A 19,926-nucleotide genomic window follows, 5' to 3' on the forward strand; every position below is an offset into this window, starting at 1 on the left:
TATGGCTACCGTAAAATTCACCGCGATGAAGGATGGCGACAGGCAAGACTACGAGTTCCTGACCGCCCACGAAATAGACTATGCGGCCAAGACCGGCGAGCGGCTGCTCGACGCGCTGGTGCAGCTCGACGAGGGCCTTTCCGGCTACAAGATCACCCGGCTCGGCCATTCGCTGCAGGCGGCGACACGCGCCTGGCGCGACGGCGCCGACACCGACTGGATCGCCTGCACGCTGCTGCACGACATCGGCGACATCTACGCGCCCTACAATCACGACGAATACGCCGCTTCGATCCTGAAACCGTTCGTGCGCGAGCAATGCACCTGGGTGGTCGAGAAGCACGGCGATTTCCAGCGCCTCTACTACGCCCACCATCTCGGCGGCAATCGCCATGCGCGCGACCGCTTCGCCGGCCATGCCTATTTCGACGATTGCGACCAGTTCTGCGAGCGCTGGGACCAGTCGAGCTTCGACCCCGACTACGAGACGCTGCCGATCGAATTCTTCCGGCCCTTCGTCCTCGAAGTTTTCGCCCGCAAGGCCTATGACCCGTCGGTCATTCGCGCCGGCGAGCGCGTGTCTCTGACCGATCCCGAAACCGCCAGGACAAGAACCGGAGCCTCTCAATGAGCATCATCAACAAGGCGGCCGCCATTGGCGGCGGCGTCATCGGCGCCGGCTGGGTGGCGCGCCTGCTCTTGAACGGCATCGACGTCTCGATCTTCGATCCTGATCCGGAGGCCTCGCGCAAGGTCTCGGAAGTGATGAAGGGCGCGCGTCGCGCCTACAAGCAGATGGTTCCCGGTGGCCTGCCCAAGGAAGGCAAGCTGACCTTCGCCAAGACCATCGCCGAAGCGGTGGCCGATGCCGATTTCATCCAGGAGAGCGTTCCGGAACGGCTCGACCTCAAGCATCGCGTGCTGGCCGAGATCGACACCCATGCGCCCGCCAACGCCATTGTCGGCTCGTCGACCTCCGGCATCAAGCCGACCGACATGCAGGTGGCGATGAAGAAGCATCCGGAGCGGCTGGTCGTCGGCCATCCGTTCAACCCGGTCTATCTGCTGCCGCTGGTCGAGATCGTCGGCGGCGACCAGACCTTCCCCGAAGCGATCGAGGTCGCCAAGGAAATCTACGCCTCGATCGGCATGAAGCCGGTCGTCATCCGCAAGGAGATCGAGGCCTTCGTCGGCGACCGCCTGCTCGAAGCCGCCTGGCGCGAGGCGCTGTGGCTGATCAAGGACGGCATCTGCACGGTCGAGGAACTCGACGACATCATGCGCTACGGCTTCGGCCTGCGCTGGGCGCAGATGGGCATGTTCCAGGTCTATCGCGTCGCCGGCGGCGAAGCCGGCATGCGCCACTTCATGGCGCAGTTCGGACCGTGCCTGAAATGGCCGTGGACCAAGCTGATGGACGTGCCGGAATTCAACGACGAGCTGGTCGACCTGATCGCCACCCAGTCGGACGACCAGGCGCACGGCCTGTCGATCCGCGAGCTGGAAAAGATCCGTGACGACAATCTGGTCGCGATCATGGACGCGCTGTCGAAGCAGAACAAGGGCAAGGGCTGGGGCGCCGGCGCGCTGCACAAGGACTATACCAAGCAACTCGCCAAGCTGGCGGCGAAGAAGCCCGTGGCTTCCAAGGCGGCCGAAAGGGCCAAGGCCGCCAAGCCGGTGAAGCGGGCCGAAAAGCCGAAGAAAAAGAAGAAGGGCTGAGACCATGGATTTCGGTCTTTCGGAAGAGCAGAAACTCATTGTCGAGACGACGCGCGCCTTCGTCGAGAACGAGCTTTATCCGCATGAACGCGAGGTCGAGCGCACCGGCGTGCTGCGCCGCGAGCTGATCGAAGAGATCAAGGCCAAGGCGATCGAGGCCGGGCTCTATGCGGCGAACATGCCGGCCGATGTCGGCGGCGCGGGGCTCGATACGGTGACCTGGCTGCTCTACGAGAAGGAGCTTGGCCGAGCCAATTACGCGCTGCACTGGACCTGCGTTGCGCGCCCCTCCAACATCCTGCTCGCCGGCACGCCGGAGCAGCGTGAAAAGTACCTTTTCCCCTGCATCCGCGGCGAGAAATGGGATTGCCTGGCGATGACGGAGCCCGGCGCCGGCTCCGACCTGCGCGGCATGAAGGCGACCGCCGTGCAGGATGGCGACGACTGGGTGCTGAACGGCACCAAGCATTTTATCTCGCACGCCGATCTTGCCGATTTCGCCATCGTCTTCATGGCCTCGGGCGAGGAGGATTCACCGCGTGGAAAACGAAAGAAGATCACCGCCTTCTTCGTCGACAAGGGCACCAAGGGATTTACGGTGCGCGACGGTTATCGCAACGTCTCGCATCGTGGCTATACCAACGCCATCCTCGAATTCGACGACTGCCGCCTGCCGGCATCCCAGGTTCTGGGCGAGGTGCACAAGGGCTTCGATGTCGCCAATTCCTGGCTCGGCGCGACGCGCCTGCAGGTCGGCGCCACCTGCCTAGGCCGCGCCGAGCGGGCGCTTGGCCATGCGGTCGAATATGCCGCGCAGCGCCAGCAGTTCGGCCAGCAGATCGGCAAGTTCCAGGGCGTGTCGTTCAAGCTTGCCGACATGGCGACGGAACTGAAGGCCGCCGACCTGATGGTGTTCGAAGCCGGCTGGAAGTACGATCAGGGCACCGTCACCGACCAGGACATGGCCATGGCCAAGCTGAAGGCCACCGAAATGCTTGCCTTCGTCGCCGACGAGGCGATCCAGATCCATGGCGGCATGGGGCTGATGGATGACCTGCCGCTGGAACGCATCTGGCGTGACGCCCGCGTCGAACGCATCTGGGAAGGCACGTCGGAGATTCAGCGACATATTATTTCGCGGGCGCTGCTGCGCCCGTTCGGTGCTTAGAGCATGATAGCCAAAACCGGCATCCGGCTCCGTCGGGCAAACGGGATCGTTTGTCCTGAGATCGCGCTCAAAACGAAAAGATGACCATGCATAAACTCGAACGCCTTCTGCGCCCGAAATCGATCGCCGTGTTCGGTGGCGTGCAGGCCGCCGCCGTCGTGGCGCAATCGATCAAGATGGGGTTTGCCGGTGAGATCTGGCCGGTGCATCCGACCAAGGACGAGGTTGCCGGGCGCAAGGCCTACCGGTCAGTCGCGGATCTGCCCGGCGCGCCGGACGCGGCCTTTGTCGGCGTCAATCGGCACCTGACCATCGAGGTGATCAAGGCACTGGCCGAGCGCGGCGCCGGCGGCGCCGTCTGCTTTGCCGCCGGTTTCCTCGAAACCGAGGCCTATGACGAGGATGGCGAACGGCTGCAGGCCGAACTGGTTGCCGCCGCCGGTCAGATGCCGATCATCGGGCCGAATTGCTATGGCCTGATCAACTATGCCGATGGTGCGCTTTTGTGGCCCGACCAGCATGGTGGCATCAGGCTGGACGAGGGCGGCAAGGGTGTCGCCATCATCACCCAGTCCTCCAACATCGCCATCAACATGACGATGCAGAAGCGTGGCCTGCCGATCGCCTTCCTGATGACCGCCGGCAACCAGGCGCAGACCGGCCTGTCGGAAATGGCGCTTGGCCTGATCGAGGACGAGCGGGTGACTTCGCTCGGCCTGCACATCGAGGCTTTTGATTCGGTAGCCGGCTTCGAGCGGCTGGCGGCCAGGGCGAGAGAGCTCAAAAAACCGATCATCGCCATGAAGGTCGGCCGCTCCGAACAGGCGCGGCAAGCAACCGTCTCGCACACCGCCTCGCTTGCCGGGTCGGACGCTGCTTCAGGCGCCTTCCTGAAGCGGCTTGGCATCGCGCGTGTCGATTCCATTCCCGCCTTCATCGAGGCACTGAAGCTGCTGCACATCACCGGCCCGCTGCCTGGGTACAGGCTCTCATCGATGAGCTGTTCGGGCGGCGAGGCGTCGGTCATGGCCGACAGCGCCGAAGGGCGCTGGGTCAACTTCCCGGTGCTGACCGACAGCCATCGCGCCCATGTCAAATCGACGCTCGGGCCGCTGGTCGCGGTGGCCAATCCGTTGGACTACCACACCTTCATCTGGAACAACGAGCCAGCAATGACCGCCACCTTCACCGCCATGGTGTCGGGCGGCTTCGACCTCAACATGCTGGTGCTCGACTTTCCGCGCCCCGACCGCTGCTCGGTGACCGACTGGTGGGCGACGCTGCGCGCCTTCGAATCGGCGCTGAAGACCAACAAGGCGCATGGTGCCATCGTCTCCTCGCTGCCGGAGAACCTGCCTGAGGAATACACGGCCGAGCTGATGGCGCGTGGCATGGTGCCGCTGTTCGGCATTTCCGAGGCAATGGACGCCGCGCAGGCGGCGGCCTTTATCGGTTGGGCCTGGCGCGAGCCGCAGGCACAGCCGGTCGACACGAGGGCTGCCGGCGCATCCGACGTGCCGCGCGTCACACCTGACGAGGCTGAAGCCAAGGCGCGGCTGATCAAGGCCGGCCTTTCCGTGCCCAAGGGCGAGCGGGCCGGCAATGCGGTCGAGGCCGTGATCTCGTCCATGGCGCTCGGCTTTCCGGTTGCCCTGAAGGCTCTTGGCGTCACCCACAAGTCCGAGGTCGGCGCCGTCAGGCTAAACCTCAAGGACGCCGAATCGGTCAGCACGGCAGCGCATGACTTGCTGCCGCTCGGCACCGGGCTCTATGTCGAACGCATGGTGCGCGACGGCGTCGCCGAACTGCTCGTCGGCTTCACACGCGACCCGATGTTCGGCGCCGTGATGACGCTGGGCACCGGCGGCGTGCTGGTCGAATTGCTGCGCGACAGCGTCACACTGATGCTGCCGGCAACGCGCGACGACATCGAGGCCGCGCTGCGCGGCCTGAAACTGTTCCCGCTGCTCGAAGGCTATCGCGGCCGGCCGAAGGCCGATGTCCAGGCCGCCATCGACGCCATCGCGGGCATTGCCGGCTTCGTGCAGGAGAATGCCGGCGAGATCGAGGAACTCGACATCAATCCGCTGATCGTCTGCACGCAAGGCAAGGGCGCCTGGATCGCCGACGCGCTGCTGGTGCTGGGAGAAAACAAGAATGTCTGACGTCATTTCGACCCGCCGCGAAGGCACTATCCTCGAGGTCACGCTCGATCGCCCCAAGGCCAATGCGATCGACCTGAAGACCTCGCGGCTGATGGGCGAGACCTTCAAGGCGTTCCGCGACGATCCCGACCTGCGCGTGGCCATCGTTAAGACCGCCGGCGACAAGTTCTTCAGCGCCGGCTGGGACCTCAAGGCCGCCGCGAGCGGCGACGCGGTCGATGGCGACTATGGAGTCGGCGGTTTTGCCGGCCTGCAGGAACTGCGCGACCTGAACAAGCCGGTCCTCGCTTGCGTCAACGGCATGGCGGTGGGCGGCGGCTTCGAGCTGGCGCTGTCCTGCGACCTCATCTACGCCTCCGACCATTCCTCCTTCGCGCTGCCCGAAATCCGCGCCGGCACGCTGGCCGACGCGGCGACGATCAAGCTGCCGAAGCGCATCCCCTACCATGTCGCCATGGACCTTTTGCTCACCGGCCGCTGGATGGATGTCGCCGAGGCGCATCGCTGGGGCGTGGTCAACGAGGTGCTGCCCAAGGAAAAGCTCGAGGACCGCGTCTGGGAGGTCGCCCGCCTGCTCGCCAGCGGCCCACCGCTGGTCTTCGCAGCGATCAAGGAGACGGCGCGGGTGGCGGAATCGTTGACCTTCCAGGATGCGATGAACAAGGTGACGCGCCGGCAGTTGCCGACCGTCGACGCGCTCTATGGGTCGGAGGACGGTATGGAAGGTTTTCGCGCTTTCGCGGAGAAGCGCGAGCCTGTGTGGAAGGGGAAATAACTCGGAGATGATGGCGCCAGGCACCCCCCTCTGCCCTGCCGGGCATCTCCCCCTCAAGGGGGGAAATCGGCGGTCTTGCCAACAGCGCTCTTCCGGAAACGTTGGCGGTTGGCGAAAGCCGAGACGACATCCGATCTGCCCCCTTGAGGGGGAGATGGCCGGCAGGCCAGAGGGGGGCGCCTGGGCGCGTTCATTGCTGTCCGGTCTCCGTTCATGACCGACTACGCAAAACTCATAGACACTGAGACCTGGGCCTTCATCGAGCGGACCAATTCCTATTATCCGCCCGATACGATCGACTACACGATCGCGCGGCAGCGCGAGATCTATGACCGCATGTGCCGGGAGTTCTTTGCCGGCTATCCGCAAGGCGTGACGGCCGAGACGACCGCCATCGCCACACCTGTCAGCAACATCCCGATCCGCATCTATCGCAACGCGACGCCGGACCGTGCCGCCATGGTGCTCTACATCCATGGCGGAGGCTTCATCCTCGGCGGGCTGGACAGCCACGACGATGTCTGCGCCGAGCTTTGCGGCCGCACCGGTTATGAGGTGGTCTCGGTCGATTACCGGCTGGCGCCGGAGCATCTACACCCAGCCGCTTTCGACGATGCGATGACCGCCTTCGAATGGGCCGCGGGGGGCTCCGACCGCCCGGTGGTGCTGTGCGGCGACAGCGCCGGCGGCAACCTTTGCGCCGCCGTTGCGCATGCGACGCGTGGCCATGCGAAAAAGCCGGTCGGCCAGATGCTGATCTATCCCGGCCTCGGCGGCGATCGCTCGCGCGGCTCCTATGTGACGCATGCCGAGGCGCCGATGCTGACGGTGCGCGATCTCGAGTTCTACAAGCACATCCGCACCGGGGGCGTGGACCAGACCGGTGACATCACGCTGTCGCCGCTGGCCGATGCCGATTTCGCCAACCTGCCGCCGACCGTGCTGGTGACCGCCGAGTGCGACCCGCTGTCATCCGATGGCGAGGCTTATCGCGACCGCATCGTCGCGGCAGGCGGGCGCGCCACCTGGTTCGAGGAACCCGGCCTGGTGCACGGCTATCTCAGGGCCCGGCACAGCGTCGCCCGCGCCCGCGCGAGCTTCACCCGCATCGTCGACGCGGTGGCGACGCTCGGAAAGGGCGGCTGGACCTGGTAGGCGCCAATGGGCTGTCTCGTTCAGGAAGCCTTGGCCAGAAAACTCTGATAGTCCGATTTCGCCTGCAGCAGGCGCAACACGTTCTCGCGCGAACCGCGTACATGGGCGCGCGCCAGGGCGCCGGCGCGGCTGATATCGTTCGCGCAGATCGCCTCGACGATCTCGGCGTGTTCGTCGCGGGCGATCTTCCATTCGTCGAGCCACAGGAGTTCGGTCCAGACATAGTGCTGGCACTTGTCGAGGATGCCGCACAGCATGCCGTGCAGCATCGCATTGCCGCTGATTTGGGCAATGACGCGGTGCAGATCGATGCCGACCTCCAGTTCCTGGAATTTTTCGCGCGTGGTGCGATCGGGAATGGCGGCCAGCCGCTCGCACTCGGCCAGCATGGCACGCAGCCGCGCCTTGTCCTTCTCCGTGGCAGCAGCCGCCGCCAATTCGGTCGCACGACCGTCGAGCAGTTCGCGGATGTCGAAGGCCTCGCGGAACATGTTGATGTCGAACTCGGTGACGGCATAGCCCTGGCGCGGCCGGCCGGTGACCAGTCCGTCGCGCTCCAGCCGGTTGAAGGCCTCGCGCACCGGCGTGCGGCTGACATTGAGTTTGGCCGCGATATCGCTCTCGGTGACGCGCGAGCCCGGCGGAATCTGGCCGGTCACGATCATCGCCTTGAGCGCGGAATAGACCGAGTCGCGCAGCGTATTTTTTGTTTCCTTGGCCAAGTTCCGTTCCCAGTTCTCCGGCTGCTTTAGCCGAACATTGCCTCGTTTGTAGTCGCAGTCGGCGCAATTTGCCACGCCCTGCGGCACCGTCCCATCGCGTCGAATTGATCGTCCTCGCCGGAGTTGACAACACCGATCTCTCGGCTACATTCGAAATTGTATACAAAATCGCATGCCAAATCAAAAACAAATGGGAACACCGGTCGGAGAACCGAAATGAACAGGAACTTTAGAACTTTCGCGATAGCCGGACTCTTTGCCTCCGTGGCAGTGCCTGCCCTCGCCGCCGACACCATCACCGTCGCCTCATGGGGCGGCACCTATCAGGAAGCGGAAACCAAGGCCTTCTTCAAGCCGACCGCCGATGCGCTCGGCATCACCATCAAGGAAGACACCACCAACGGCCTCGACGACGTGCGCCTGCAGGTGACCGGCAATGCCGTCAAATGGGACATCACCGAGCTGGGCGCCGACGAATGCGCGCGCGGCTCCCAGGAAGGGCTGTTCGAAAAGCTGGATTACGGCATCATAGACAAGACCGGCATCAACCCCAAGCTGGTGCATGACGACTGGGTCGGCATTTCCTACACCTCCGTCGTGCTGATCTATCGGACCGACGTCTTCGGCGACAAGGGCCCGAAGACCTGGGCCGACTTCTGGAACGTGGAAAAGTTTCCGGGACGGCGCGCGCTGAGCAGCAGCCAGGCGACGGAGACGCTGAGCGTCGCCGCACTCGCCTCCGGCTTGCCGATCGACAAGGTCTATCCCGTCGACATCGACGGCGCGCTGAAATCGGTCGACAAGATCCGTGGCCATGTCGACGCCTGGTGGACCTCCGGCGCCCAGGCCATGCAATTGGTGAAGGATGGCGAAGTCGACATGGCGAGCATCTGGAACGGCCGTGCCGGCACCCTGAAGAAGGCAGGCGCGCCGGTCAGCTTCTCGTTCGACCAGGGCGTGCTCACCGCCGACTGCATGGTCATCCCCAAAGGCGCCAAGAACAAGGAAGCGGCGATGAAGGCGCTGGCGATGTTCGTCAGCCCGCAGCTGCAGGCCAATCTGCCGCTCTATGTCGACAATGGGCCGGTGAACGAGAAGGCTTTCGAGACCGGCAAGATCCCGCCCGAGCGGATCAAGGACATCAACTCGGCGCCCGAAAACGTCAAGAAGCAGGTGTTGCAGGATGCCGAGTTCTGGCGCGACACCCTCGTCGAGGCGACGGAAAAGTTCAACAATCTGATCCAGCAATAGGCCGGAACCCTGACATTGCGGGGCGGCGCAAACGCCGCCCCGCTCCTTCAGTCTCTGCCCAGGAGAAAACGATCTTGTCCATTGCACCATCCGCGCTGCCGATCAGCATGCGCCGGATCGAGAAACGATTTGGCAGCGTGCCGGTGTTGCGCGACCTGAATCTCGATGTCGAAGCCGGCGAGTTCCTGACGCTGCTCGGGCCTTCCGGATCGGGGAAGACGACGCTGCTGATGATCCTGGCCGGTTTCGTCAGAGCCAATGGCGGGAGCATCAAGGTCGGCGGCGACGAGATCATCACCACGCCGCCGCACAGGCGCAACATCGGCATGGTATTCCAGAACTATGCGCTGTTTCCGCATATGAATGTCTTCCACAACATCGCCTTTCCACTGAAGCAGCGCGGCGTCGCGGCAGCCGAGACGGCGCAGCGCGTGGAGAAGGCGCTGGAGCTGGTGAAGCTGCAGGGCTTGGGCGAGCGCCGCGTCGACCAGCTCTCCGGCGGTCAGCGCCAGCGCGTGGCCCTGGCGCGCGCCATCGTCTTCGAGCCGCGCATCGTCTTGATGGACGAACCGCTGTCGGCGCTCGACAAGGGTCTGCGCGAGCATATGCAGATCGAATTGCGCGCGCTTCATCGCCGTCTTGGCATGACGACGGTCTATGTCACGCACGACCAGCGCGAAGCCATCACCATGTCGGACCGTATTGCCGTGATGAACGCTGGCCGCATCGAACAGCTCGACAAGCCCGAAACCCTCTATGTCGCGCCGAAGACGCAATTCGTGGCCGGTTTCATCGGCGAATCGAATTTCATTCCCGTCGAGTGCCGCAACGGGTCGGTCTGGTATCAGGACAGGCGAATCCTGACCGGCGCATCGACACCGCCGGCGGGTCGGCATCTGATGGTGGTGCGACCGGAGAAGTTGCGGCTGGTCACCGCGGACGAGCCGTCGACCGACATCAATGTGCTCGACGCGACGGTCAGCGATATCATCTACCAGGGCGACAGTTTCGTCTGCTATGCCAGCCTGAGTGACGGCCGCCAGCTGACGTTGCGCGATTATTGCCGCAGCGATGTGCTGGCCAGAATGCCGGCGCCCGGCCAGCCGATCACGCTCGGCCTCGATGCGAAGGACACGATCCTGGTGGCGGCCGAGGGATGAGCGCGCAATCCGCCCTGCTGAAAGAGATCGCCGGCCCGGCGAGGCAGGATCTGAACGCGCAAGAGCTACGCGCCGATGCGCGGCGGGAGTCACTGCGGCTGCTGGCGTTGCTGGCGCCGAGCCTGTTCCTTGTCTGTGCCATCATCATCGTGCCGATCGGCTGGCTGTTCTGGCTGTCGCTGTTCGACGAGACCGGCGCCTTCAGCGCCGCCAACTACGCACGCTTCTTCGAGCAGGCCTCCTACATCAGGACCTTCATCACCACCTTCAAGGTCGCCTTCATCGTTACCGGCGCCTGCGTGCTGCTGGGCTACCCCCTGGCCTACATGCTGTCGCAACTGCCGCGCCGGGCCGCCTCGATCTGCCTGATCTTCGTCATCCTGCCGTTCTGGACATCGGTTCTGGTGCGCACCTATGCCTGGCTGGTGATCCTGCAGCGCAAGGGCCTGATCAACAGCTGGCTGATCGACCTCGGCGTGATCAGCCAGCCGCTGTCGCTGGCCAATAATTTTTCAGGCGTGGTCATCGGCATGACCCACATATTGCTGCCGTTTCTTGTTTTGCCGCTCTACGCCTCGATGAAGACCATCGACACCGACTGCCTGCGCGCCGGCATGAACCTCGGCGCCGGCCCGGCCGCGACCTTTAGGCAGATCTTCTTTCCGCTGTCGCTGCCCGGCCTCGCCTCGGGCGTGGTCATCGTCTTCGTGCTGTGCCTCGGCTTCTTCGTCACGCCGGCGCTGATGGGCGGCGGCAAGGTGGTGATGTGGGCGATGCGCATGGAACAGACCACCAGCCTCTATTCCAACTGGGGTGCGGGTGCGGCACTCGGCGTGGTGCTGCTGGTGGTCACGCTCGCGCTTCTGGGCCTGTTCCAGTGGCTGCTCGGCGCGCGCGCCACCGGCGTATGGAGTTCGCGATGAGCGGAGATATCGGCCTGCCGATCTCGCACCGCCGACGCCTGTGGCTCTACGGCCTCGGCGGCCTCGTGCTGTTGTTCCTGATCGCGCCGTCGGTCATCATCGTCATCATGTCGTTTTCGGATTCGACGCTGCTGCAATTCCCGCCGCAGCAATGGTCGCTGCGCTGGTACGAAAGCTATTTCCAGTCGCTGGAATGGCGTGACGCCACCATCGTGTCGGTGAAGGTCGCTGTCATGACCGCGCTGGTGGCGACGCCGCTCGGCACCGTCGCGGCCTACGCCATCAACAGGGGTACGCTGCGCTTCAACGGCACCATCAACGCGCTGCTCACGGCGTCGCTGATCATCCCGGTGATCCTGGTCGGCATCGGCACCTTCTTCCTCTATGCGCGCATCGGCCTCAACAACACGCTGACCGGCCTGGTCATCGCGCATACGGTGCAGGCGCTGCCACTGGTGGTGCTGACGGTGCTGTCGGGCCTGCGCTCCTACGACATGAACCAGGAGCGCGTGGCGCGCAGCCTGGGTGCGGGACGCATCGCTGCCTTCTGGCAGGTGACGATGCCGCAGATCCGCTTCTCGATCGTCTCGGGGGCGCTGTTTGCCTTCATCACCTCCTTCGACGAAGTTGTCGTCTCGCTGTTCATCTCGGGCGGCGAGACCACCACCTTGACGCGCCGCATGTTCAACGCGCTGCGCGACCAGATCGACCCGACCATCGCCGCCATCTCGACCTGCCTGATCGTGCTCTCGGTCCTGCTGTTGTCGCTGGCGCAGATCTTCGGCCGCCGGCATTGATTTCATCGGACCCATTCGCTTCAAGTGACCCTAGGGATATCCAGACCAGATGCGTGATTTCCAGTTTCCCGGCCGCTCGCCGGTTCGTGCCACGGAAGCGATTGCCGCGACATCGCACCCGCTCTCGACGCTGGCGGCCATCGAGATGCTGCGCGCCGGCGGCAATGCCATGGATGCCGCCATCTGTGCGGCCGCCGTGCAGGGCGTGGTCGAGCCGCAATCGACCGGGATAGGCGGCGATTGCTTTGTCCTCTACTGCCCTAAGGGACAAAGCGAGGTGCTGGCCTTCAACGGCTCGGGCCGGGCGCCGGCGGCCGCGACCGTCGACTGGTATCGCGACAAGGGTTTTAGCGAGCTTCCCAAGCAGGGACCGCATGCGGTGACCGTGCCGGGCGCCATCGACGCCTGGTGCCGGCTGCTCGAGGACTATGGCAGCAAGAGCCTGACCGAGGTGCTGGCGCTGGCGATCCACTACGCCGAGAACGGCTATGTCGTGCACGACCGCGTCGCCTTCGACTGGGCCGACCCGGAGACCGATCTTTCCGCCGACGAGCACGCGGCCCGCATCTTCCTGCCCGGCGGCGCCGCGCCGAAGGCCGGCGACGTGCACAAGCAGCCGGAACTGGCCGCCACCTTGCGGATAATCGCCAAGCACGGCCGCGCCGGATTCTACGAAGGCGCGGTCGCCGGCGACATGGTGCGCCGGCTCAAGGAATTGGGCGGACTGCACACGGCCGAAGATTTCGCCATGACCCGAGGCGACTATGTGGCGCCGGTCAGCGTCAGCTATGGCGGTCATGAGATTCACCAGATGCCGCCGAACAACCAGGGCCTGACGGCGCTGATGATGCTGAACGTGCTGTCGGGCTTCAAGCTCGGCGGGCTCAACCCCAACGGCGCCGAGCGCCTGCATCTGGAGATCGAGGCCGGGCGGCTGGCCTATCGCGACCGCGACCGTTTCGTCGGCGACCAGGACCGTGTCCCGGTGCCCGTGAGGGAGCTTCTGTCGGCCGCCCATGCCGAGCGGCTGCGCGCCGAGATCGACCGCGAGCGCGCCATGACCCATCTGCCTGACATCCAGTTGCCCGGCAGCGACACGGTCTACATCTCGATCGTCGACCGCGACCGCAACGCGGTCTCCTTCATCAACTCGACCTATTATTCCTTCGGCAGCGGCGTCGTCGGCCCGAAGACCGGCGTGGTGCTGCAGAACCGCGGCTCGAGCTTCCGCCTCGACGCGGCGCACCCCAACGCCATCGCGCCCGGCAAGCGGCCGATGCACACGATCATGCCAGGCATGGCGACCAAAAACGGCCGCGTGGTGATGCCGTTCGGCGTGATGGGCGGCGGCTACCAGCCGTTCGGCCATGTCCATCTTTTGACCAACATGATCGATTTCGGCATGGACCCGCAGCAGGCGCTCGACGCGCCGCGGGTGTTTTACAATGACGGCATGGTGGAGGCCGAGCGTAACGTGCCCGCCGAGGCGGTCGAAGGCCTGCGCCGGCGCGGCCATGCCATCACCGAGCCGCACCATCCGCTCGGCGGCGGCCAGGCGGTGCTGATCGACTGGGACAAGGGAACGCTGACGGGGGCATCGGATCCGCGCAAGGATGGGATGGCGCTGGGGTATTGAGGTTTACGGCAGGATGATTGGTCGCAACCTTTGAAAGCCGGGGTTTCCTCTCCCCCACAACGTGGGACAACGTGGGGGAGAGGTGGCTCGGCGAAGCCGAGACGGAGCGGGGGCGGCGCCAACGTCGACTGGACTTTCACAAGCACTCGTCTGAAACATAGCCGGTGACCATGACCCAGACCCACACGGACCTCTCCCGCCGCCTCGTCGCCGGCGCTGACGACGCGCCGGCAATCCTCGCTCCTGACAGACCCACGCTCACCCATGGCCGCCTGCGCGCGCTGATCGCCGCCACGGCCACACAGCTGCACGCGCTCGGCATCGGCCGGGGCGACCGGGTGGCGATCGTGCTGCCGAACGGGCCGGAGATGGCGACGGCTTTCGTCGCCGTGGCGGCCACCGCCTCGACGGCGCCGCTCAACCCCGCCTACCGGGCCGACGAGCTCGATTTCTACCTGACCGACATCGGTGCCAAGGCGATCCTCGTCACCGAGAACGAGACTGGCCCTGCGGTGACGGTGGCCGAGCGCCTCGGCATCGGCGTGCTGCGGCTCATCGTGCCGCCTGACGCGCCGGCCGGCAGTTTTGCCATCAAGGGCGCGGCGGTCGGCCAGCAAGCGGCGCCCGCCATGGCTGGGGACCAAGACATCGCCCTGCTGCTGCATACGTCGGGCACCACCTCACGCCCCAAGCTGGTGCCGCTCAGCCATGCCAATGTGGCGGCCTCCGCCCGCCATATCGGCGCGACGCTTGGGCTGACGGCGGATGACCGCTGCCTCAACATCATGCCGCTGTTCCACATCCACGGCCTGATCGCGGCAGTGCTGTCGTCGCTGGCATCGGGCGGCAGCGTCTATTGCACGCCGGGGTTCAACGCGCTGCGCTTCTTCCAGTGGCTGAGTGACGCCAAACCGAGCTGGTACACGGCAGTGCCGACCATGCACCAGGCGATCCTGACGCGCGCGGCGCGCAATGCCGAAGCACTGGCGGCGGCACGCCCGCGCTTCATTCGGTCGTCCTCGGCGTCGCTGCCGGCGCAGGTGATGGCCGAACTCGAGGCGACCTTCGGCTGCCCTGTCATCGAATCCTATGGCATGACCGAGGCCGCGCACCAGATGGCGTCGAACCGGCTGCCGCCGGGCCTGCGCAAGCCGGGCAGCGTCGGTGCGGCCGGCGGCCCCGAAGTGGCGGTCATGGCGCCGGATGGCCGGCTGGTGCAAGCCGGCGAGACCGGCGAAATCGTCATTCGCGGACCCAATGTCACGTCAGGCTATGAGAAAAACCCGGACGCCAACGCCACTGCCTTCGCGCATGGCTGGTTCCACACCGGCGACCAGGGCGTGTTCGACGCTGACGGCTATCTCAGGGTCACCGGCCGGCTGAAGGAGATCATCAATCGCGGCGGCGAGAAGATCTCGCCGCTTGAGGTCGACGACGTGCTGATGGACCACCCGGCGGTGGCGCAGGTGGTGACCTTCGCCATGCCGCATGACAAGCTCGGCGAGGAGGTGGCGGCGGCCGTGGTGTTGCGCGAAGGCATGAGCGCAACCGAGGGCGAAATCCGCGCCCACGCCGCGATGCGGCTCGCCGACTTCAAGGTGCCGCGCAAGGTGCTGATCCTGGACGAGATCCCCAAGGGCGCGACCGGCAAGCTGCAGCGCATTGGGCTCGCCGCCAAACTCGGGCTCTAATGCATGTCGCTTGGAAGCGTCCCTCGGTTCCGAGATAACGGCATGCATAAAATCAAAGGCTCACTACGATGAAGATCACCATCTTCGGTGCCGGCGCCATCGGCGGCTATCTCGCGGCAAAGCTGGCCATCGCCGGTCGGACCGACCTGTCGATCGTCGCCCGCGGCGCCCATCTCGAGGCAATCAAGGCAAACGGCCTGCGCCTGATCGAGGACGGGAAGGAGACGACCGCCCCGGTCCGCGCCGCCGCCAAGGCGGAAGATCTCGGCGCGCAGGATTATGTCGTGCTGGCGCTGAAGGCGCATTCCGTCGCGCCCGCGCTCGACCAGATCGCGCCGCTGCTTGGGGAGAACACATCGGTTGTCACCATGCAGAACGGCGTTCCCTGGTGGTATTTCTACAAGGCCGGCGGCGCGCTCGAAGGCACCAGGCTGCATCAGGTCGACCCCGGCGGCTCGATTTGGAAACGGCTCGGCCCGCAGCGCGTCATCGGCTCGGTGGTCTACCCCGCCGTCGAGGTCGACGCGCCCGGCCTGATCCGCCATGTCGAGGGCAGGCGCTTCTCGCTCGGCGAACCCTCGGGCGAGAAGAGCGAACGGGCGGCGCTTCTGGCCGGCGAGATGGTCAAGGCCGGCCTGCAGGCGCCGGTGCGCGACGACATCCGCGGCGAGATCTGGGTAAAACTGTGGGGCAACCTCTCCTTCAACCCGATCTCGGCGCTGACCGGCAGCACGCTGGCCGCGATCGTCGCCGACGAAGGCACCCGAACCCTCGCCCGCACCATGATGCTGGAAGCGCAAGCAATCGGCGAAAGCCTGGGCGTGCGCTTCCCCATCGACGTCGACCGCCGCATCAAGGGCGCCGGCGACGTCGGCGAACACAAGACCTCGATGCTGCAAGACCTGGAACGCGGCCGCCCGATGGAGATCGACGCGCTGGTGGGCGCGGTGCAGGAGCTTGGCCGGCTGACGGGCAAGCCAACGCCAGCTATCGATGGGGTGCTGGGGTTGGTAAAGAGGTTGGCGGTGGAGCGGGGGTGCTACGGGTGAGGTGGGAAACCGGCATCGGTCAGTGCCTGCCGTCCCGAATGACCCGAGAGAGACGTCCATAACTCTACGGTTGGACGGCCGCTTTGCGCCTCATCTCGATTATCGAAGTCAGCTGTGCCGCCGCCGAAAAGCGGACGTTAGTGACGACGCATCAGATGTGACGGGTGCGCCAGGACCGCACCTAGCCGTGACCCATGTGTGATGTCGACTTGTCCTTAGTTCCCGCTCGTAAAGCGTTGCAGGGCCAAGGTTCCACAGCCGGTAGGACACGATCGGGCTCGGCCAAGCCGCGGCCGGGTTCTGTCAAGATATTTTGGACTCCGACGCGGAGTGGATAGCTGCTTCTGCCGACTTTCTTCCGCAAGGTGGAGAAAAACAGTTGGCGACCTACTTCAGAGGGTAGGAACAAGCGCGGAACGCTGACTTCAGATTGAAAGGAACGCGCAATGCCGAACACTACGATTTGCCCTTGGTACGCCAAGGACGGGGAAGAGGCCGTGGCCCGCTTCTCCCGAGATCTTTTCCGATAGCGCATTTGGTGCCGATCACCGTGCACGGTCGCCACCGTGACCAGGTGATCCGCTTTACTTCGGTCTTCCGCTTGCAGTGATTCCCTGCTTAATTCGAGTAAATTTGCACAATTATGGGGTTGCGGCATGATACCAATCTACATCGGCTATGATCCACGGGAATCCCGCGTTCTAGACGTAGCGCGATGGAGCGCTTATCGGCGGACAAGCACGCCGTTGCAGATACTACCATTGGTGCTCAAAGACCTTGAAGCCCAAGGAATTATGAAGCGACCTATGGTGGTACGGGATGGTAAGCTCTGGTGCCCGATTTCCGAGGCACCGATGGCGACGGAGTTTGCCATATCGCGCTTTGCCGTTCCGTTTATAAGGCAAGGCGGCTGGGCCATGTTCTGCGATTGTGATGTCCTGTTTCTGAAGGATCCAGCCAAGCTGCTCGATCTAGTCGATCCTTCCTACGCGATTATGGCGGTTAAGCACCAGCAACGCGAATCCGAAGCGGTCAAGATGGACGGACAAATGCAGACGTTCTATCGCCGCAAAAACTGGTCGTCGGTCGTTTTGTGGAATCTAGATCATCCCTCCAACAAACGGCTGACCAACGAGATGCTCAATACGTGGCCTGGACGTGATCTCCACGCCTTCAAATGGCTTGAGGACCACGAGATCGGGGAATTGCCTCTGGCATGGAACTACCTCGTAGGGGCTTCGGCTTCGGAACTCGATCCCGCCGATGTCTCGCTGGCGCATTACACGCTCGGCGGCCCTTGGTTTGCGGGCTGGTCCGGCACCACGCAATGGGACGAATTGTGGAGGCGAGAAGAGAGCATTCTGCGCGCGTTTGAGGAACATGCCGTTCAGGTTCCCGCATGAAAACTCCGCTTTTGGATTTCTTGCCAATCTTCTCAAAGCCAACTCTTCGGTTGCCCATGGTCACGGGTCCCGCCTTGGTGATGGGGTCGGCGCCGAATTTTCGCCTCCCGGAGGGACATGGTGTCGATTGGGCACTTGTGACCGTCAATGCTTCCCAGCTTTTGGCGGAAACGTTCGGCCTCCGCCTTCCTGATATCGCCGTCATCCGCCGCGGCATTTTAGTCGGTGCGAGCGAACAGGACTTCTACAAGCGCGACTTGTTAAAGGGACGGCAGGCGAAACATCTGATCGTACCGGTTTGGCCGGACGTTGAAGACAAGCTGAAAGCTGGTTGTCGCACCTTCAATTATGGTTTTGATACCTTGCAGGCGCTCACCAAATGGCAACTTGCCAACATCGTCTGGCGGCTTAGCGGCACATATCATGTGTCCCGCGGCTGGCACCGGAAAATCTCCACCGGAGCCTTCGCGATCATGTTGACGCGTTTCGCCGGTTTCGCCCCTGTTGTAGTCAGCGGGTTTTCCCTGTCCCAGGCTGGGCATGGATACGACACCCGAAATGCCTTTCGATATCATGCCGACGAAGATGCGGATTTGCTTCGCCTGGTAGTGAGTAGAGGCGAGCCAATCTACGCAGAGGATAGGGACTTCGCTGCGGAAACTGGATTGCCCTTGTGGCAGGGACAGATGCCATGACGAGTGCTTCTTAGAGGAGTTTGCAACATGGGCTGTCCCGAACGCTATAGCAAAGATGATCTAGCTCCGATGAGATATCCATTTCTCGGAGATGCGAACCGACCAACGACCAACATTACCCGCCCTTCAGGAGGTTGGTGTGCTGAATATCTCGATGGTTGATCGGCAGACTATCAAGTCCATTCTCGTTATTCAGACGAAGTACATCGGGGACATCATTCTGACCTCGGTGCTCGTACGAAATTTGCGCCTCGCCTACCCAAACGCTGCGATAGTCATGCTCTGCGCTCCTGGCCTGCGAGACTTCGTAATCAGCCAGAATATCGCGGACGTGGCCATCGGGTTCGACGGTAGAAGTGCTGGTAGAAGTCTGCTTCAGCGGATGAAGGAATATTCAAGCTTGGTCGCTGACCTCCGTCGCCGAAAATTCGATCTCACCATTGATGTAACTGACTCGAAGACGTCAAGGATATTGCACAGGTCAACCAGCGCCCCGCTGCGCGTTGGGTACAACCCCCCGGAAAAGCCCCTGAAGTTTTGGGAAGGTCAGCCTGCTAATATATTTGCTGAAACCTTTGGTCATGGAGGCGCGCACTATTTGTACCGATATTTGTCCCCGCTTGAAGCCCTTGGGATAGAATTACGCGAAGTGACGCCGAGGCTTGAACCCACACCGGTTGGGCGAAGCGCGTCTACCCAGGTTCTGGCGCAAAGCAAGCTGGCTGTAAAAGCTTTCGTCGCTGTGCACGCTGGAGCAAGGTTCGAAGGGCGGTGTTGGCAACCTGAACGGTTCGCTGCAATAATCGACGAGGTTTATGCCGCGACGGGCCTGCGGTCACTACTGGTTGGTGGACCTAATGAAGGCTCAACCGCGCAGACAATCTTGGACATGGCAGCGTCACCATTGGCGAGCGTTGTTGGTAAGATCTCGCTTGAGACATTAACTGCTTTGCTTGCGGATGCATTTATCTTTCTGGGAAACGAGAGCGGCCCAATGCACCTGGCTGCGTCAGTCGGAACCCCGGTTGTGGGCCTTTATGGCCTCACGCCACCCGACATCTGGGGACCTCTTGGGGTGCTTCACCGCACCGTTGAGCCGCCGTTGCCTTGCCAGTGCATTGCGCCCGATTTGTGCAAGCCCGGCAATCCGGGCGGCGTGTACTGCGTTCATCGACTACCCGTCGCCAAGGTCGCTCAGGCGACACGAGACCTGATAGATGCAGTGAGGCAGCAGGCGAACGAGACGGCCAATCAAACCGACTCACTCCGGTAGAAACAGCGATGACCGGCCCGCGTGAAACCGTGAAGAAGGCACTGCAGACCTATGTCGACGAGATCGTGCGATCATCGATTCGGTGATAGGCAGGCGGTAAAGCTTCACCAGTCCGCGCAGCAATGCGCTCAGTCGCGAAAACATTTTGAACGCTGCTGGCTGTCATCTATTTTATCCCAAATGTGCACATCTAACCTGCCTAGCTGCGGCGCTCGGGCGGTACTGCCGTTTCATCGTGATAGCGGATAACCGGGTTCCGGCCCCAAGCCGGTCATTACCTCGCAAGTGCCGGATCGCCGGTAGCGATGCAAACCCTAAGTCACCCCATACCCCCCCCCCCC

17 protein-coding genes are annotated in these 19,926 nt (G+C 63.6%); 16 read left to right on the top strand and 1 reads right to left on the bottom strand.

Features of this window, described 5'->3' with window-relative positions:
- Nucleotide 1: 1 nt before the first annotated feature.
- The 6 genes from FJ941_RS24495 to FJ941_RS24525 all read left to right on the top strand — a co-directional run bounded on the left by FJ941_RS24495 (nt 2) and on the right by FJ941_RS24525 (nt 6,985).
- On the top strand, nt 2-631 hold the full coding sequence (locus FJ941_RS24495) for an HD domain-containing protein (protein ID WP_140509655.1): 630 nt from the start codon (nt 2-4) through the stop codon (nt 629-631).
- Nucleotides 628-1,722, top strand: a complete 1,095-nt coding sequence (locus tag FJ941_RS24500) for a carnitine 3-dehydrogenase (protein ID WP_140509657.1) — start codon at nt 628-630, stop codon at nt 1,720-1,722. Before FJ941_RS24495 ends, FJ941_RS24500 begins: the two co-directional genes overlap by 4 nt.
- A 4-nt stretch (nt 1,723-1,726) precedes the next feature.
- Nucleotides 1,727-2,890, top strand: a complete 1,164-nt coding sequence (locus tag FJ941_RS24505) for an acyl-CoA dehydrogenase (protein ID WP_023772121.1) — start codon at nt 1,727-1,729, stop codon at nt 2,888-2,890.
- A gap of 86 nt (nt 2,891-2,976) precedes the next feature.
- Nucleotides 2,977-5,055 (top strand): acetate--CoA ligase family protein, encoded by a 2,079-nt coding sequence (locus FJ941_RS24510; RefSeq protein WP_140509659.1) that lies wholly within the window; start codon nt 2,977-2,979, stop codon nt 5,053-5,055.
- Nucleotides 5,048-5,830, top strand: a complete 783-nt coding sequence (locus FJ941_RS24515) for a carnitinyl-CoA dehydratase (protein ID WP_140509661.1) — start codon at nt 5,048-5,050, stop codon at nt 5,828-5,830. The genes FJ941_RS24510 and FJ941_RS24515 overlap by 8 nt, the downstream gene beginning before the upstream one ends.
- 213 nt (nt 5,831-6,043) lie before the next feature.
- Nucleotides 6,044-6,985, top strand: coding sequence for an alpha/beta hydrolase (locus tag FJ941_RS24525; RefSeq protein WP_140509662.1), 942 nt, complete (start codon nt 6,044-6,046; stop codon nt 6,983-6,985).
- Between the two features lie 20 nt (nt 6,986-7,005).
- Here the strand turns inward: FJ941_RS24525 and FJ941_RS24530 are convergent, their stop codons facing one another.
- A complete protein-coding gene (locus FJ941_RS24530) occupies nt 7,006-7,707 on the bottom strand; it encodes a GntR family transcriptional regulator (protein ID WP_181169946.1) in 702 nt (233 codons plus the stop codon).
- A gap of 216 nt (nt 7,708-7,923) precedes the next feature.
- On the opposite strand from FJ941_RS24530, the gene FJ941_RS24535 reads away from it, so the two are divergent.
- The 10 genes from FJ941_RS24535 to FJ941_RS24580 all read left to right on the top strand — a co-directional run bounded on the left by FJ941_RS24535 (nt 7,924) and on the right by FJ941_RS24580 (nt 19,585).
- On the top strand, nt 7,924-8,958 hold the full coding sequence (locus FJ941_RS24535; protein WP_140509665.1) for an ABC transporter substrate-binding protein: 1,035 nt from the start codon (nt 7,924-7,926) through the stop codon (nt 8,956-8,958).
- 74 nt (nt 8,959-9,032) lie between these two features.
- Entirely contained in the window at nt 9,033-10,118 is a 1,086-nt protein-coding gene (locus FJ941_RS24540) for an ABC transporter ATP-binding protein (RefSeq protein ID WP_140509667.1), read from the top strand.
- A complete protein-coding gene (locus FJ941_RS24545; RefSeq protein ID WP_140509669.1) occupies nt 10,115-11,041 on the top strand; it encodes an ABC transporter permease in 927 nt (308 codons plus the stop codon). Before FJ941_RS24540 ends, FJ941_RS24545 begins: the two co-directional genes overlap by 4 nt.
- Nucleotides 11,038-11,838: an ABC transporter permease gene (locus tag FJ941_RS24550; protein WP_140509670.1), complete on the top strand. Its 801-nt coding sequence runs from the start codon at nt 11,038-11,040 to the stop codon at nt 11,836-11,838. The genes FJ941_RS24545 and FJ941_RS24550 overlap by 4 nt, the downstream gene beginning before the upstream one ends.
- Nucleotides 11,839-11,887: 49 nt before the next feature.
- A complete protein-coding gene (gene ggt, locus FJ941_RS24555; protein WP_140509672.1) occupies nt 11,888-13,474 on the top strand; it encodes a gamma-glutamyltransferase in 1,587 nt (528 codons plus the stop codon).
- Nucleotides 13,475-13,644: 170 nt separating this feature from the next.
- Entirely contained in the window at nt 13,645-15,165 is a 1,521-nt protein-coding gene (locus FJ941_RS24560) for an acyl--CoA ligase (protein ID WP_181169948.1), read from the top strand.
- A gap of 68 nt (nt 15,166-15,233) precedes the next feature.
- Nucleotides 15,234-16,214: a 2-dehydropantoate 2-reductase gene (locus tag FJ941_RS24565; RefSeq protein WP_140509676.1), complete on the top strand. Its 981-nt coding sequence runs from the start codon at nt 15,234-15,236 to the stop codon at nt 16,212-16,214.
- A gap of 764 nt (nt 16,215-16,978) precedes the next feature.
- Nucleotides 16,979-17,617, top strand: a complete 639-nt coding sequence (locus FJ941_RS24570; protein ID WP_224525446.1) for a hypothetical protein — start codon at nt 16,979-16,981, stop codon at nt 17,615-17,617.
- Nucleotides 17,614-18,312, top strand: coding sequence for a hypothetical protein (locus FJ941_RS24575; protein WP_140509679.1), 699 nt, complete (start codon nt 17,614-17,616; stop codon nt 18,310-18,312). The genes FJ941_RS24570 and FJ941_RS24575 overlap by 4 nt, the downstream gene beginning before the upstream one ends.
- Before the next feature lie 139 nt (nt 18,313-18,451).
- A complete protein-coding gene (locus tag FJ941_RS24580; RefSeq protein WP_246673976.1) occupies nt 18,452-19,585 on the top strand; it encodes a glycosyltransferase family 9 protein in 1,134 nt (377 codons plus the stop codon).
- Nucleotides 19,586-19,926: the final 341 nt, after the last annotated feature.

This window comes from Mesorhizobium sp. B2-3-13 (assembly GCF_006442195.1).
Classification (GTDB): Bacteria; Pseudomonadota; Alphaproteobacteria; order Rhizobiales; family Rhizobiaceae; genus Mesorhizobium; species Mesorhizobium salmacidum.

What these genes read in the sequence shown, in the direction of transcription:
- FJ941_RS24495 (WP_140509655.1), top strand. Translation starts at nt 2, where the DNA reads ATGGCTACCGTAAAATTCACCGCGATGAAGGATGGCGACAGGCAAGAC.
- FJ941_RS24500 (WP_140509657.1), top strand. Translation starts at nt 628, where the DNA reads ATGAGCATCATCAACAAGGCGGCCGCCATTGGCGGCGGCGTCATCGGC.
- FJ941_RS24505 (WP_023772121.1), top strand. Translation starts at nt 1,727, where the DNA reads ATGGATTTCGGTCTTTCGGAAGAGCAGAAACTCATTGTCGAGACGACG.
- FJ941_RS24510 (WP_140509659.1), top strand. Translation starts at nt 2,977, where the DNA reads ATGCATAAACTCGAACGCCTTCTGCGCCCGAAATCGATCGCCGTGTTC.
- FJ941_RS24515 (WP_140509661.1), top strand. Translation starts at nt 5,048, where the DNA reads ATGTCTGACGTCATTTCGACCCGCCGCGAAGGCACTATCCTCGAGGTC.
- FJ941_RS24525 (WP_140509662.1), top strand. Translation starts at nt 6,044, where the DNA reads ATGACCGACTACGCAAAACTCATAGACACTGAGACCTGGGCCTTCATC.
- FJ941_RS24535 (WP_140509665.1), top strand. Translation starts at nt 7,924, where the DNA reads ATGAACAGGAACTTTAGAACTTTCGCGATAGCCGGACTCTTTGCCTCC.
- FJ941_RS24545 (WP_140509669.1), top strand. Translation starts at nt 10,115, where the DNA reads ATGAGCGCGCAATCCGCCCTGCTGAAAGAGATCGCCGGCCCGGCGAGG.
- FJ941_RS24550 (WP_140509670.1), top strand. Translation starts at nt 11,038, where the DNA reads ATGAGCGGAGATATCGGCCTGCCGATCTCGCACCGCCGACGCCTGTGG.
- ggt (WP_140509672.1), top strand. Translation starts at nt 11,888, where the DNA reads ATGCGTGATTTCCAGTTTCCCGGCCGCTCGCCGGTTCGTGCCACGGAA.
- FJ941_RS24560 (WP_181169948.1), top strand. Translation starts at nt 13,645, where the DNA reads ATGACCCAGACCCACACGGACCTCTCCCGCCGCCTCGTCGCCGGCGCT.
- FJ941_RS24565 (WP_140509676.1), top strand. Translation starts at nt 15,234, where the DNA reads ATGAAGATCACCATCTTCGGTGCCGGCGCCATCGGCGGCTATCTCGCG.
- FJ941_RS24575 (WP_140509679.1), top strand. Translation starts at nt 17,614, where the DNA reads ATGAAAACTCCGCTTTTGGATTTCTTGCCAATCTTCTCAAAGCCAACT.